The 12,049-nt window shown below is 59.1% G+C and carries 13 protein-coding genes; 7 read left to right on the forward strand and 6 right to left on the reverse strand.

The window, feature by feature from the left end; translation table 11 throughout:
* Positions 1-111: 111 nt before the first annotated feature.
* Both V1T76_RS05700 and V1T76_RS05705 read left to right on the forward strand, forming a co-directional pair.
* A complete protein-coding gene (locus tag V1T76_RS05700; RefSeq protein WP_330559636.1) occupies positions 112-447 on the forward strand; it encodes a hypothetical protein in 336 nt (111 codons plus the stop codon).
* Positions 448-666: 219 nt separating this feature from the next.
* Positions 667-1,845 carry a YbfB/YjiJ family MFS transporter gene (locus tag V1T76_RS05705; protein WP_330559637.1) on the forward strand — a complete coding sequence of 393 codons (1,179 nt, stop codon included), beginning with the start codon at positions 667-669 and terminating at the stop codon, positions 1,843-1,845.
* A gap of 10 nt (positions 1,846-1,855) precedes the next feature.
* Here the strand turns inward: V1T76_RS05705 and V1T76_RS05710 are convergent, their stop codons facing one another.
* Positions 1,856-2,713, reverse strand: a complete 858-nt coding sequence (locus V1T76_RS05710) for a branched-chain amino acid aminotransferase (protein ID WP_330559638.1) — start codon at positions 2,711-2,713, stop codon at positions 1,856-1,858.
* Between the two features lie 312 nt (positions 2,714-3,025).
* Between V1T76_RS05710 and V1T76_RS05715 the strand changes: the two genes are divergently transcribed.
* Both V1T76_RS05715 and V1T76_RS05720 read left to right on the forward strand, forming a co-directional pair.
* Positions 3,026-3,460, forward strand: a complete 435-nt coding sequence (locus tag V1T76_RS05715; RefSeq protein WP_330559639.1) for a VOC family protein — start codon at positions 3,026-3,028, stop codon at positions 3,458-3,460.
* A gap of 121 nt (positions 3,461-3,581) precedes the next feature.
* Positions 3,582-4,244, forward strand: a complete 663-nt coding sequence (locus V1T76_RS05720) for a haloacid dehalogenase type II (RefSeq protein WP_040441287.1) — start codon at positions 3,582-3,584, stop codon at positions 4,242-4,244.
* Between the two features lie 161 nt (positions 4,245-4,405).
* On the opposite strand, the gene V1T76_RS05725 is transcribed toward V1T76_RS05720, so the two are convergent.
* Positions 4,406-5,161, reverse strand: a complete 756-nt coding sequence (locus V1T76_RS05725; protein WP_330559640.1) for an outer membrane protein — start codon at positions 5,159-5,161, stop codon at positions 4,406-4,408.
* A 179-nt stretch (positions 5,162-5,340) separates the two neighbouring features.
* Here V1T76_RS05725 and V1T76_RS05730 point away from each other — a divergent pair, with 179 nt between their 5' ends.
* Together V1T76_RS05730 and V1T76_RS05735 are read left to right on the forward strand one after the other, a co-directional pair.
* The gene (locus V1T76_RS05730; protein ID WP_330559641.1) at positions 5,341-5,922 is read left to right on the forward strand and encodes a DUF2975 domain-containing protein; all 582 of its coding nucleotides are present in this window, start codon (positions 5,341-5,343) and stop codon (positions 5,920-5,922) included.
* A 248-nt stretch (positions 5,923-6,170) separates the two neighbouring features.
* On the forward strand, positions 6,171-6,392 hold the full coding sequence (locus V1T76_RS05735) for a helix-turn-helix domain-containing protein (protein ID WP_330559642.1): 222 nt from the start codon (positions 6,171-6,173) through the stop codon (positions 6,390-6,392).
* On the opposite strand, the gene V1T76_RS05740 is transcribed toward V1T76_RS05735, so the two are convergent.
* The gene (locus V1T76_RS05740) at positions 6,389-6,772 is read right to left on the reverse strand and encodes a YkvA family protein (RefSeq protein ID WP_330560222.1); all 384 of its coding nucleotides are present in this window, start codon (positions 6,770-6,772) and stop codon (positions 6,389-6,391) included. The genes V1T76_RS05735 and V1T76_RS05740 overlap by 4 nt on opposite strands.
* A 165-nt stretch (positions 6,773-6,937) precedes the next feature.
* Here V1T76_RS05740 and V1T76_RS05745 point away from each other — a divergent pair, with 165 nt between their 5' ends.
* The gene (locus V1T76_RS05745) at positions 6,938-7,252 is read left to right on the forward strand and encodes a hypothetical protein (protein ID WP_330559643.1); all 315 of its coding nucleotides are present in this window, start codon (positions 6,938-6,940) and stop codon (positions 7,250-7,252) included.
* Between the two features lie 9 nt (positions 7,253-7,261).
* Here the strand turns inward: V1T76_RS05745 and V1T76_RS05750 are convergent, their stop codons facing one another.
* The 3 genes from V1T76_RS05750 to V1T76_RS05760 are packed head-to-tail and all read right to left on the reverse strand — an operon-like array spanning position 7,262 to position 11,901.
* Entirely contained in the window at positions 7,262-7,687 is a 426-nt protein-coding gene (locus V1T76_RS05750; protein WP_330559644.1) for a GFA family protein, read from the reverse strand.
* A gap of 39 nt (positions 7,688-7,726) precedes the next feature.
* Complete coding sequence (gene scpA / locus V1T76_RS05755) at positions 7,727-9,892, reverse strand: methylmalonyl-CoA mutase (protein WP_330559645.1); 2,166 nt, start codon at positions 9,890-9,892, stop codon at positions 7,727-7,729.
* Entirely contained in the window at positions 9,889-11,901 is a 2,013-nt protein-coding gene (locus V1T76_RS05760; protein ID WP_330559646.1) for a methylmalonyl-CoA mutase family protein, read from the reverse strand. The genes scpA and V1T76_RS05760 overlap by 4 nt, the downstream gene beginning before the upstream one ends.
* Positions 11,902-12,049 lie beyond the last annotated feature (148 nt).

The raw sequence follows: 12,049 nt of genomic DNA on the forward strand, positions 1-12,049 counted from the left end.
GCACTCATTTTCAAAAATAGAATTATGTGATTTTCAGCACGTGTATTTCAATTTTTCAGAAATACATTGACCTCCGTAGTCAGTAACGAAAAATTTATTTCGGAGAAAGTTATGAAATTCAATAATACTTACGCAATTGCGCTTCTTGTTTCTGGAAGCATCCTACTTGCAACCACTATCTCGTCTCAGGCCGCCCCCAGTGACGGAAGTAATCTCGGAGAATGCTACAACAACTGGATTTCGTGGTGTAACGAAAAGACCAGCGGTTATCCGAACAGTTGCTACGGCGATAGTCTGGATCACTGTGACGGTGTCCATAAGGCCAGCATGACCCAGATTCCCGGCTACAAGGCCAAGACCATGCGCACCAACGCCCTGCGCAAGGCAAAGCACACCAACACCCGCCTCGTCGCTCCTGTGGTCCAGCCGGTTCGCACAGGCAACTGAGCCTCTTTCTGTAGCAAAAAGCCCTGCAATGGACGCATTGCGGGGCTTTTGTCTTTCCTGGACCGCTCTGAACAGCGGCACCCGCCACCAACCCTCACCAGCCTACCCCCTCCGGGGAAACCTTCTTGCAAATGACAATCCGGTTTATTCGTGCAAGATAGCCACAACGACCTGTCAGCCTCCCCCTGTCCGTCATCTGTCGCCTTACCATCGGAACCCATGTCTGCCACATCACGCCCTCCCGTCGCATTGGCTTTCGGCGGCCTGCTGTCCCTTGCCGCTGCAATGGGGATCGGTCGGTTCGTCTATACCCCGATCCTGCCCTTCATGACCTCGGGCCTGTCGATGCCACCCGACGATGCAGGCTTGATCGCGTCGGCCAACTTTCTGGGGTATCTGGTTGGGGCGCTTGCCGGCGCCTCCAGATCCCTGCCCGGCAATCCTCGCATGTGGTTTCTGGGTGGGTTGCTCGCCAGCGCTCTCACCAGTGCTGCCATGGCACTGACCACCGCTCTTCCGCTGTTTCTGCTGATCCGCTTTGCCAGCGGCGTTGCAAGTGCCTTTGCGCTGGTCTTTTCCACCAGCCTTATCCTGGAAAGACTGACAGCCGCCGGGCACGGCGGGTTGAGCGCGCTCCACTTCGCCGGCGTCGGCTGCGGCATTGCCTTTTCCGCCCTCCTGGTGGCTTTCCTTGCTCATTTTGGCGCGGATTGGCGCATGCTCTGGCTGGCTAGCGGCGCGGCAACCCTTTGCTTTCTGTTGGTGGCCGCGTTTCTGGTGCCGGCCGGGTCGGTGTCCCAGCCTGGCCCGGCGCCGGCGCAGACCTCACCGGCCGGGGCCCCGTCGTCCCCATTTGGCTCTGCCAGCCGCATCCGTCTGATACTGGCCTATGGCCTGTTCGGTTTCGGCTACGTCATCACCGCAACCTTCATCAACACGATCGCGCGTGCCAACCCTGCGCTGCAGTCCACTGAAGCATACGTCTGGCTGACGGTTGGCCTATCCGCCGCGCCTTCGGTTTACGTCTGGAACAGGATCGCGTTGCGGCTCGGAACCCGAAAGGGTTTTGCGCTCGCGTGTATTCTGGAAGCGGCCGGTGTGGCCCTGACGGCCATCAGCACCGAGCCCGCGCTTTTCCTGCTGGGCGCTGCGCTTCTTGGCGCAACCTTCATGGGCATTACAGCCCTGGGCCTCATGGAAGCGCGGCGAGAAGTCAGTGGGGATGGTCCGGCGGCAATCCGGCAAATGCTGGCGGTTCTGACCGCTAGTTTTGGTGTCGGACAGATGGCCGGCCCGTGGGTCGCAGGTCAGATGCACCATCTGACCGGATCCTTTACCGCATCCTCTCTGGCCGCCGCCGCGGCTCTTGTGGTTGCCGCGGCGCTGGTTGTCAGATGACGCTTCCCGTTCAGGCGTGAGAGAATTCCCAGTAGAGCTCTCTTGCACGGGCCGCAATCGGGCCCGGCTGCAGGTCACGATCCTCGATCCGCTTGATCGGCGTCACCTTGCTATAGTTTCCAGTTGAGAAGATCTCGTCCGCTTCCAGGAACTCGCCATAGTCCATGGTGCGCTCGAACACATCATAGCCCACCGACCGCAGCAACTGGATCACGCGCTGGCGGGTAATGCCATTCAGGAAAGTGCCGTTCGGAACCGGCGTATGTACCTTGCCTTCCTTGGCCATGAAAATATTGGCCGACGTCAGCTCCGCAACATTGCCAAGCATGTCACGAACAACCGCATTGTCGAAGCCTCGCCCCTTGGCCTCAAGCATCGCCCTGGCGTTGTTGGGATAAAGGCAACCGGCCTTCGCGTTGACGGGCATGCATTCGACCGTCGGACGACGGAACGGCGACAACGTAATACTCATGGCCGCATCCTTGGCTGCCATCGGAGCATCGAACAGGCACAGGCAGAATCGCGTGCTGTCGGGATCCCCCACGATCACACCGGGACCGTCGCTCTCGACCCAATACATCGGCTTGACGTAGACCTGCTGGTCGCCGCCAAACTTCGCACAGCCTTCCTTGGTCAGTTCGACCATTTCCCCCACCTGCATGGTGGGCTTCATGCCCAGCGCGACAGCACTGTCATTGACGCGTTTGCAGTGGAGATCAATGTCCGGCATCACGCCTTCGAAGAAGCGGGCGCCGTCGAAAACGCTGGAACCGAGCCAGGAAGCGTGCGTGCGCGGGCCCATGATCGGTGGATTGCCCTCGTGCCAAGTCCCGTCGATCCAGGTCCAGGTGTCACTCCATCCGCTCATGTCTCTTCCCTTTTCAGCGCTGCGGTTGTGCAGGTCGTCAGCCGAAACAACACCCACCGTCTCAGCAGGTCAATAGCTTGCCGGGAAAATCCGAAAAGTTGCTGTCTTTATTCGCTAAATCCGATGTAATCGGAATAGAAATCACCAAAATCGAACATCCATCAATAAATTTTTTCCTATCCCTTCAGCGCAATGACAAGGCGCGATCCAAACTGGCGGCGCCGGTCCAAGCCCGCTGGATCGGCATCCGGGCCATTGACTCTTTTCACACACGGTTCTCTATATGTTCCTTCGCAATCTGGGGAGAGCAGGATGGAACAGCGTATTTCCGTCACGACACTCGTAGTTGAAGACGTCGCCGAAACACGTCACTTCTTCGAAGACGGTCTGGGGTGGCAGGTCCATTCTTCACCGGGTCTCGACGTGGTGTTCTTCCAGGTTACCGGAAGCGTATTCGCCCTTTACGGCCGTGCCTCGCTGGAAGAGGAAATCGGACGCCCCGTGACCGACAGCCCCACCGGCGCGATCACCCTCGCCTGGAATGGCAGGTCCGAAGCCGAAGTGGACGAAAGCTTTCTGAAAGCACTGGCCGCAGGTGCAAGGCCGGTCAAGGAACCCCAGAAAGCCTTCTGGGGCGGATATTCTTCCTATGTGGAAGTGCCCGGCGGCCACTTGCTCGAGATTGCCTATAATCCGTTCTGGCCTGTGGAAGAAAACGGGGCGATCACTCTGCCTCCCGTCCAATGACAGGTGACAATAGCGGGAAAAGTCGTGCCTGCGTCCTTAGTTGCAGATAGCCGCGCTTGACGCAGGAGCCCGCAAGCTGTTCTCTTCCGCGGTTTCGTAAAAGGACTTGGAGGTCTTGAAGATGGCGCATGCTGCTTACGTGTTCGATGCGTATGGAACCTTGTTCGACGTGCATGCCGCCGTTCGCAAACACGCGGAAAAACTTGGCCCTGATGCCCAGAGATTGTCCTCGCTCTGGCGGGAAAAACAGCTTGAGTATTCCTGGGTTCGTGCCCTGATGGGAAAATACCTGGACTTCTGGGAACTCACCCAGCAGGGCCTGGACACCGCGTTTGCCCTGGTGCCCTCCGCAGACAAGTCCCTGCGTGAGGATCTCCTCAGCGCTTATTGGGAACTTGATTGCTACCCTGAAGTGCCTCAGGTTCTGACCAACCTGAAGGCGACCGGCGCGAAGATCGCTATCCTGTCAAACGGGTCTCCGGCCATGCTGGAAGCAGCCGCCAAGGCCGCAGGTCTGACGGAGCTTTTTGACGAGATCTTCTCCGTCGACGACCTTCGAACCTTCAAGACCGATCCGCAGGTCTATGAAATGGTCACAACCCATTTCAGGATCTATCCGGAAGAGGTCTCCTTCCAGTCGTCCAACCGCTGGGACATCGCCGGGGCGACCGCATTCGGGTTCCGCACGGTGTGGATGAACCGCATGGGCATGCCGGACGAATACCCGGACCTTTCGCCCAAGGCGGTTCTGGTCGATCTGACGGGACTTGCGACGCTCGGCTGACGAGCCCTCTCCTCACCGGTCGCCAATGCTGAAGAGAAAGGCGTCTCTTTTTCAGAACGGCACGGCTTTGAAGAAATACGAAACGGCTGCACCGGGTGGGATAGGTACAGCCGTCTCGCGCCGCCGATCCGTTGGGGTCGGCGGGTTTCTTTGAAAGCAGATCAGAAGGAGCGGGACAGGCCAATCATGAGCCGGTGGTTTCCGGCCTTCTGGTCCACTTTCGTGCCGCCGAATCTGGCCGTCTCATCCAGAATGCCGGTCAATGAATAGTCCGCGCGCAGGTGCCACGCATCGGTGAAGGCAACTTCCACACCGCCGCCGAGTACCGGACCTACGGAAACGGAGTTTCTCTCTGTTCCGTTGGCTTTCAGGCTATGTTCCGTCGCAGCAATACCAAGGCTGAGATAAGGCATCACGTTGTTGATGGGCATCCCCACCCGGGCCTTGGCATTGACTGTCCATTTGGATCCGGTCTCGATAGCGCCAAGCGTCGGATGGGTGCCCTTTTCACGCGCCCCGAGATAAGCCGCTCCGCCTTCGACACCCAGGACGAAGCGCGAGACTTCCCAGTTGTAGCCGCCGAAGAGGCCAAAGGCTGCGTCGACCCTTGAGAAGTCCTTTGACCGGCCACCCGACTTGAGCTGGGTTACCGTCTGAGAAACTCCTCCTTCAAAACCGAGATAAGGCCCGGCCCAGAGTGATTGCGGCGCTGGTGCATAAAGGGGTGTCTCATAGGTATCCAGATCGGCGGCGCTCGCCCCGACGACAAGCACACCCAGAACCGCGCAAAGCACCAGCGGCTCCAACAACCAGTGGCTCCGCAGGATGCGCCGGATCACCCCGGCATGCCGCAGGGAGCGGCGGCGCCCGAGAGCCGGAGGCGCACGAAAAACATAATTGGCAAAGGAACTTACCATCAGTGATCTCACTTCATGTAGGACAATTTCATCGCCTCACAAATTTGAAAAATTATTGTAAAACGATAATTTAAAAAATGAATGCAATAATTTTTTTGTCAATAGCAATGTTTTGAATTTGTGTTCGGAGGGCAAATGGACTAGATACGACGCCGCAATGACACGATGCGGAGCGAGCGATGAGCGAACTTGAATGGGCGGAACGGGAAAAACGGCTGACGCGGATCAGGCGTGTGTCCGCGTTCATGAAATGGGCCGTTACCATCATCCTGCTGCTTCTTGTGGTGCTGGGCGTGGTCATCACGATCGGCATCGCCTTGCCGAGCGACCTGATGATCGGCGCGGAAGAAACCTTCGATGTTGCCGACACGGAACGCGCGCTGGGGGACATTCCACAGGCGCAGCGCATCGGCATTTCGGTCCTGGCGGCAATAGCCTTAGGATTGGTGTTGGCAGTCGGCTGGAATATCCGCCAGGTCTTCAAGCGGTTTCAGCAGATGGAATTCTTTTCGCCGAAGACCCTGGCAAACGTGTTTTCCTTCGGCATCTGGCTCATTGTGTTTGCGGTCTTCGACCTGATCAGCGATCCGATCGGTTCCGTCATCCTGACCTATGATTTCCCTCCGAGTCAGCGAACCGTCAACGTCAGTCTGGACGGCGGAGAGATCTTCTTTTTCGTCCTTGGAGCATTGATGCTTCTGTTCGGTTGGATCCTGCGCGAAGCAGCCCTCATTGCGGATGAAAACCAGCAGTTCATTTGAGGCGAACCAAGAAGGACCAGGGATGAGCAGTTACAAAGGCGGTGTCGGGCCTTCCTGCGGGGCACCATTCACAGCTCGAAAAGCGCCGCAGGTACAATGGATTGTTGACGGAGCGCAAGCGGGCTGTGAAATATCAGGGATGATTCTCCGGACATTCATGACTGGCTCACACCGATCATGCGGAAAGGCTGTCCAGCTCACAGAAGAAAATCGAAAAACAAGTTAGCGACAGCGCCGGGGATCCCATCATGCCCATCATCATCGAACTGGACGTAATGCTCGCCCGCAGAAAGATGCGGTCCAAGGAGCTGGCCGAACGGATCGGCATTACCGAGCAGAATGTTTCGCTGCTCAAGTCCGGCAAGGTAAAGGGCGTCCGCTTCGAAACCCTGGAAAAGATCTGCGAAGTCCTGGACTGTCAGCCTGGCGACATCCTGATTTACGAGCCCGACAAAACGTCGGACGGTTAGGCCGCAAAAAGCCGCCAGATCCAAACCGTCACCAACAGGGCTACACCTGCCCAGACCAACAGGACCAGTCCAGCCGCCGTTCGGCTGACAGGCGGCCTGTCCTGTCTTCTGTCAGCTTCGTCCCGGCATTCCTCCATCACCTGAGGCGGGATGAGCTTCACCGCCAGATAGATGCCAAGCGGAACGAGCAGCACATCGTCCAGATAGCCGATCACAGGAATGAAGTCCGGTATCAGGTCAATGGGCGAGAGAGCGTATGCGGCGGTCGCCACCACCAGTAGCTTCACATACCAGGGCACCCTCGGGTCGCGGCCAGCCAGATAAAGGGCATGGAGATCGCGTTTGATCCGCTTCGCCCAAGCTTGGAGGGTGTCCTTCATCATGACAGGCCGCGTGCGGTCGACTCCTCTGTGCAGGGCCAGACATCTGCGATGCCGGCGAAAGCATCTTCAAAACGGCTGCTCCTTCCAGTCCTGCGCAAGCTTCCCTGCCTAAAACGTCATCGGTAATTTCAACAGGTTCGAACAAGCGAGCAGACTTCAGCCATGACGCGATCGAGTTATCCCCTTGAAGGCAGGCCGGTGCCTGCAACAAGAGCGAGGCTGCGGTCCGGCAAGCTACTCAATCTCGACTATACGCTGTTAAGCGAATGCACCCTATACGACCTCGAAAATGGCGACATCGGCATTGTCATCCAGGATCCGGATCTGCCGGTGCCGGACCGTATCCTGATCGACGACGGCAAGGACCTCACCCGCGTCTTTACGGAAATCCACTGGCGTATGGGGCCATATCTGTTCGGCATGTATCTGGAAACGCCTGTCCCGCTCCATGAGTTCTCCGGCACAGAGGAAAACTGACCCACATCGTCAGCCTTGAGGCGGCTGCGGTGCCATTTCCTCATGGCATTGCAGGCTGGTGTCGACAGGATCCCACGACACTGCGCGCGAGACATAGATTGCCCGCGTCGGCTTGACCGCTTCCGGGGTGTCCAGAGTCGATGTGCGAATAACGACCAGACCTTCCATACCGGTACGCGTGTGGAACACTGGGCTTCCACAGACCGGGCAGAAACGCCGGTTGATGCTACGACCGCTGTCAGCGGTCTTCACGTATTCGGTAACCTCGCCGGTCAGGACAAAGGCATCTTCGTCGAAAACCGTATGGGTCGAATGCCCGGTACCACTCAGTTTCCGGCAATCCGTGCAGTAGCAGTGAACGGTCAGCTTGGGCGCCGCCTCACACCTGTAGCGCACGGCCTCGCACAGGCAGCCGCCGGTCAATGTCTCACTCATGCAGCACCTCCCCGCTCCCACGGCCATTTCAGCTTGGGTTTATTCCGCCGCTTCAGCGGACCCGTAGCCGAGCTGTTCGTTCAGCTTGCCGATCAGACCGATAGCCGCTTCCGCAATCACCGTGCCCGGGGGGAAGATCGCAGCCGCGCCGGACTTGTAGAGTTCATCATAATCCTGTGGCGGCACGACCCCGCCAACGACAATCATGATGTCTTCCCGGCCTTCCTCGGCCAGCGCCCGCCTCAGCGCTGGCACCAGCGTCAGGTGTCCTGCTGCCAGCGACGACACGCCAACCACATGAACATCGTTTTCAACGGCCTGTCGGGCAGCTTCTTCCGGGGTCTGGAACAGCGGCCCGATATCGACGTCGAAACCGAGATCGGCAAATGCGGAGGCAATCACCTTCTGGCCGCGGTCGTGACCGTCCTGGCCCATCTTGGCCACAAGGATACGCGGCCGACGGCCATCGTTTTCCTCGAAGGCTTCCACCAGCTTCTGGACTTTTTCGATGGTCCCGGACATGGCCCCGGCCTCCCGTTTGTAGACCCCGGCAATTGACTTGATTTCGGCCTTGTGTCGGTCGAACACCTTTTCCATCGCCAGCGAGATTTCGCCCACGGTCGCCATTGCCCGTGCGGCCTTGACCGACAGATCAAGCAGATTGCCCTCGCCGAAGGCCGCACATTGCGTCAAGGCTTCCAGAGCGGCTTGGGTCTCCGCTTCATTGCGTTCTTCGCGCAGCCGCTTGAGCTTGTCGATCTGGGCCGCGCGCACCTGAGCGTTATCGACCTTCAGAACGTCGATCGCCTGCTCGCTTTCCGGCTTGAACTTGTTGACGCCGACCACCGTCTGCGCACCGCTGTCGATCCGCGCCTGGGTCTTGGCGGCTGCTTCCTCGATGCGCAGCTTCGGAATACCCTTTTCGATGGCTTTCGCCATACCGCCGAGTTCTTCCACTTCACGGATGTGCGCCATGGCTTTCTCGGCAAGGTCTGCCGTCAGCTTCTCGACATAATAGGACCCACCCCAGGGATCGATCACCTGCGTCGTGCCGCTTTCCTGCTGCAGAAACAGCTGCGTGTTGCGGGCAATCCGGGCGGAGAAGTCGGTCGGCAGGGCCAGCGCCTCGTCCAGCGCATTCGTGTGCAGCGACTGGGTATGGCCCTGCGTTGCCGCCATGGCCTCCACGCAGGTACGGATGACGTTGTTGAAGACATCCTGCGCCGTCAGTGACCAGCCGGAGGTCTGCGAATGGGTGCGCAGCGACAGGGATTTCGGGTTTTTCGGCTGGAAGTTCTCTTCCATCAGAGTCGCCCAGATCAGGCGCGCGGCGCGCAGCTTGGCCACTTCCATGAAAAAGTTCATGCCGATGGCCCAGAAGAAGGACAGCCGCGGTGCGAACTGGTCGATGTCCATGCCGGCGGCGACACCGGCACGGGCATATTCGATGCCGTCGGCAATCGTATAGGCCAGCTCCAGATCCGCCGTCGCCCCTGCTTCCTGCATGTGGTAGCCGGAAATGGAGATCGAATTGAAGCGCGGCATGTTCTGGGACGTATACTTGAAGATGTCCGAGATGATCCGCATGGAGTGCTTGGGTGGATAGATATAGGTGTTGCGGACCATGAACTCCTTCAGAATGTCGTTCTGAATGGTGCCCGACAGATCCTTCTGGTCAACGCCCTGCTCTTCCGCAGCCACGATGTAAAGCGCCAGCACCGGCAGCACCGCGCCGTTCATGGTCATGGAGACGCTCATCTTGTCCAGCGGAATGCCGGAAAAGAGCGTGCGCATGTCATAGATGGAATCGATCGCCACACCTGCCATGCCGACATCGCCGGAAACACGCGGATGATCGCTGTCGTATCCCCGGTGGGTGGCAAGGTCGAAGGCGACCGACAGGCCCTTCTGACCGGCGGCAAGGTTACGCCGGTAGAAGGCGTTGGAATCCTCTGCCGTCGAAAATCCGGCGTACTGGCGCACGGTCCAGGGTTGCTGGACATACATCGTCGGGTAAGGACCGCGCAGGAACGGCGGCAGACCCGGCCAGGTGTCCAGGTGCTTCAGACCTTCCAGATCCTGCGCGCCATAGACCGGCGGCACCAGGATGTCTTCCGGCGTCTGCCAGCTTTCCTGAGTGCCGGCGTCGGCGGCCTTGACGATTTTCCGGAACGGCTTGTCGGCGAAATTCGGGATCCTGCTCATGATTGGACCTCCAGATCTGTCAGCTCGGCCCCTTCGCGGGTCTCCAGCCGGTCGAACGCATCCTTCAAAAGGGCCAGCAGATCACAACCGGCAAAGACGAAGGCATTCACACCGGCCTTCCGATAGGCATCTTCCCGCTCTCCCGGGCGACCTGCAAGGTAAAGATACGCAGCGCCCGCTGTTTTCAGGGCTTGGGCTGCCTCTTCAGCTTGCGCCTCGTAGACATCGTCGGAAGACACCAGGCAGGCCAGCACCGCACCGCTCTTGCGGAAGTCGGCGACAAGGTCGTCGAGCGTGGCATAGACAGAGGGCCCAACGGACGTCACCCCGCCGGCAGCAAAAGCGTTGGCTGTCCAGGTGGCCCGGGCGGAAAACTGGGCAAGGCTGCCCAGAGAGGCCAGAAACACGGAAGGAGACCTCGAAGCGGCTTTCTCGAATGCTTCGGCCCTGGCGCGCAACTGCTCGAAAGGTTCCGCAATCCGCGCCGTCTCCAGTTTCGGAAGAGAATAGTCGCGTGGCAGAAGGTCAAGGCGCATACCCAGTTCATTCAACGGCGCGCCCTCAAGGGCAAGCTTGCGAAGAGCGGTAAAGCGTTCTCCATCGCCAGGCTCCGGGAGGTCGTCGCGCGGCCCGCTCACGCCGGCAAGGTTCTCTTCGCTCGACTTCAGCACAGCGACTTTCTTTTCCGCAAGATCCGGAAACTCGCTCACACCGGTGATCGGACGTTTCCTGGTGGCAATGGTCTTTGCAAGGCTGGCTCTGGCGGCGCCGATCCGCTCGTGCACCAGTCCGGTGCGCACGGCCTCGAACAACCCGCCGGCTGCTTCGATTTCCTGAAACAGTCCCCAGGCGGCCTCGCAAACAGTGTCCGTCCGGTCTTCGATCGCACCCGAACCTGCCGCCGGATCGATCACCCTGGCAAGGTTGCTTTCCTCCAGAAGGATCGTCTGCGTATTGCGCGCAAGCCTGCGGGCAAACCCGTCGGGAAGCCCGACGGCCAGTGTATGCGGCAAGACGCAGATACTGTCTGCCCCGCCGACACCGGCCGCAAAGGTTGCCACCGTGTTGCGCAGCAGATTGACCCAAGGGTCCCGGCGCGTCAGCATTCTGTAGGAAGTCGACATATGCAGCGGCGTGCTGGCCTGCGACAACCCTGCCCCATCCAGAACAGACGCCCAGAGCGCGCGGATGGCGCGGGCCTTGGCAATCGTTCCGATCTGATCGGCTTCGGCAATCAGGCTGAAGGAAATCCTGTCGGCCCATTGCTCAGGCGCCAGCCTTGTGCCCTCCAGCAAACGCAAATGCGCTGTTGCGGATGCCAGCGCCAGGGCAAGTTCCTGTGCGGGCGTTGCGCCTGCTTCATGCCAGATGCGGCCATCGGCCTTCAGGATCCGCGCCGGGCTGCCGAAGTCATGCGCCGACACAACCATATCGCGGAAATGTCTGTAGGCGTTTTCCATATCGGCCAGCGCGACACCCTTGGCCGCCACCCAGCCACAGGTATCGAACCCGGCCGTCAGGCGAACGCTTGCGGGGTCCACCTTGCGCTTTTCAAGTAGCGCCAGAATGGAAGCAAACACCTCGACGTTTTCCCGTCCGGCTTCGAAGCGCACATCGATAAGATCGAGTTCGACGCCATCGAGCAGCCGATCGAGACCGGAAAGGTCGTCAACCCGGATGCCATTCCCATAGGCAGCGGCCGCACCCCGGAAAATCAGATCAAGACCACTGGCGCCGCCCTCCAGGTCTTCCAGAATTTGCGCATTTGCCGCAGCAGGATCCGGAATGTCGACCCGCTGAACCACGGACCAGTCACTGGCGGAGGCCCTGAGCGCACGGGCGGGACTGTCAGTTCTCCGCTCATAAAGCGGAGCGATGTCCAATCCGTCTTCGGTCTTTCCATAGAGCTTCTGCCGGGGACCGCCTTTCAGGGCCTTGTCGACGGCAGCCCACCAGGCATCCGCATCGGCAGAATAGAAACTCTCAGGTCCGGTAAAGCTGTTCGGCATGGCACTTACTCCCTGGCCCCGTTTTAGTCCCTGGCCCCGAAGCTTGGCAACTCAGCAGAATGGGTAAGGTTTTGAGGACCACAATAGCCGGGCAAGTTGAACCCGAAACAACTTCGAATTGCGAATCACCGGTAGAATTAATTAGACG

It is taken from the genome of Roseibium sp. FZY0029 (assembly GCF_036350355.1).
Classification (GTDB): Bacteria; Pseudomonadota; Alphaproteobacteria; order Rhizobiales; family Stappiaceae; genus Roseibium.

What these genes read in the sequence shown, in the direction of transcription:
- V1T76_RS05700 (WP_330559636.1), top strand. Translation starts at nt 112, where the DNA reads ATGAAATTCAATAATACTTACGCAATTGCGCTTCTTGTTTCTGGAAGC.
- V1T76_RS05705 (WP_330559637.1), top strand. Translation starts at nt 667, where the DNA reads ATGTCTGCCACATCACGCCCTCCCGTCGCATTGGCTTTCGGCGGCCTG.
- V1T76_RS05710 (WP_330559638.1), bottom strand. Translation starts at nt 2,713, where the DNA reads ATGAGCGGATGGAGTGACACCTGGACCTGGATCGACGGGACTTGGCAC.
- V1T76_RS05715 (WP_330559639.1), top strand. Translation starts at nt 3,026, where the DNA reads ATGGAACAGCGTATTTCCGTCACGACACTCGTAGTTGAAGACGTCGCC.
- V1T76_RS05720 (WP_040441287.1), top strand. Translation starts at nt 3,582, where the DNA reads ATGGCGCATGCTGCTTACGTGTTCGATGCGTATGGAACCTTGTTCGAC.
- V1T76_RS05725 (WP_330559640.1), bottom strand. Translation starts at nt 5,161, where the DNA reads ATGGTAAGTTCCTTTGCCAATTATGTTTTTCGTGCGCCTCCGGCTCTC.
- V1T76_RS05730 (WP_330559641.1), top strand. Translation starts at nt 5,341, where the DNA reads ATGAGCGAACTTGAATGGGCGGAACGGGAAAAACGGCTGACGCGGATC.
- V1T76_RS05735 (WP_330559642.1), top strand. Translation starts at nt 6,171, where the DNA reads ATGCCCATCATCATCGAACTGGACGTAATGCTCGCCCGCAGAAAGATG.
- V1T76_RS05740 (WP_330560222.1), bottom strand. Translation starts at nt 6,772, where the DNA reads ATGAAGGACACCCTCCAAGCTTGGGCGAAGCGGATCAAACGCGATCTC.
- V1T76_RS05745 (WP_330559643.1), top strand. Translation starts at nt 6,938, where the DNA reads ATGACGCGATCGAGTTATCCCCTTGAAGGCAGGCCGGTGCCTGCAACA.
- V1T76_RS05750 (WP_330559644.1), bottom strand. Translation starts at nt 7,687, where the DNA reads ATGAGTGAGACATTGACCGGCGGCTGCCTGTGCGAGGCCGTGCGCTAC.
- scpA (WP_330559645.1), bottom strand. Translation starts at nt 9,892, where the DNA reads ATGAGCAGGATCCCGAATTTCGCCGACAAGCCGTTCCGGAAAATCGTC.
- V1T76_RS05760 (WP_330559646.1), bottom strand. Translation starts at nt 11,901, where the DNA reads ATGCCGAACAGCTTTACCGGACCTGAGAGTTTCTATTCTGCCGATGCG.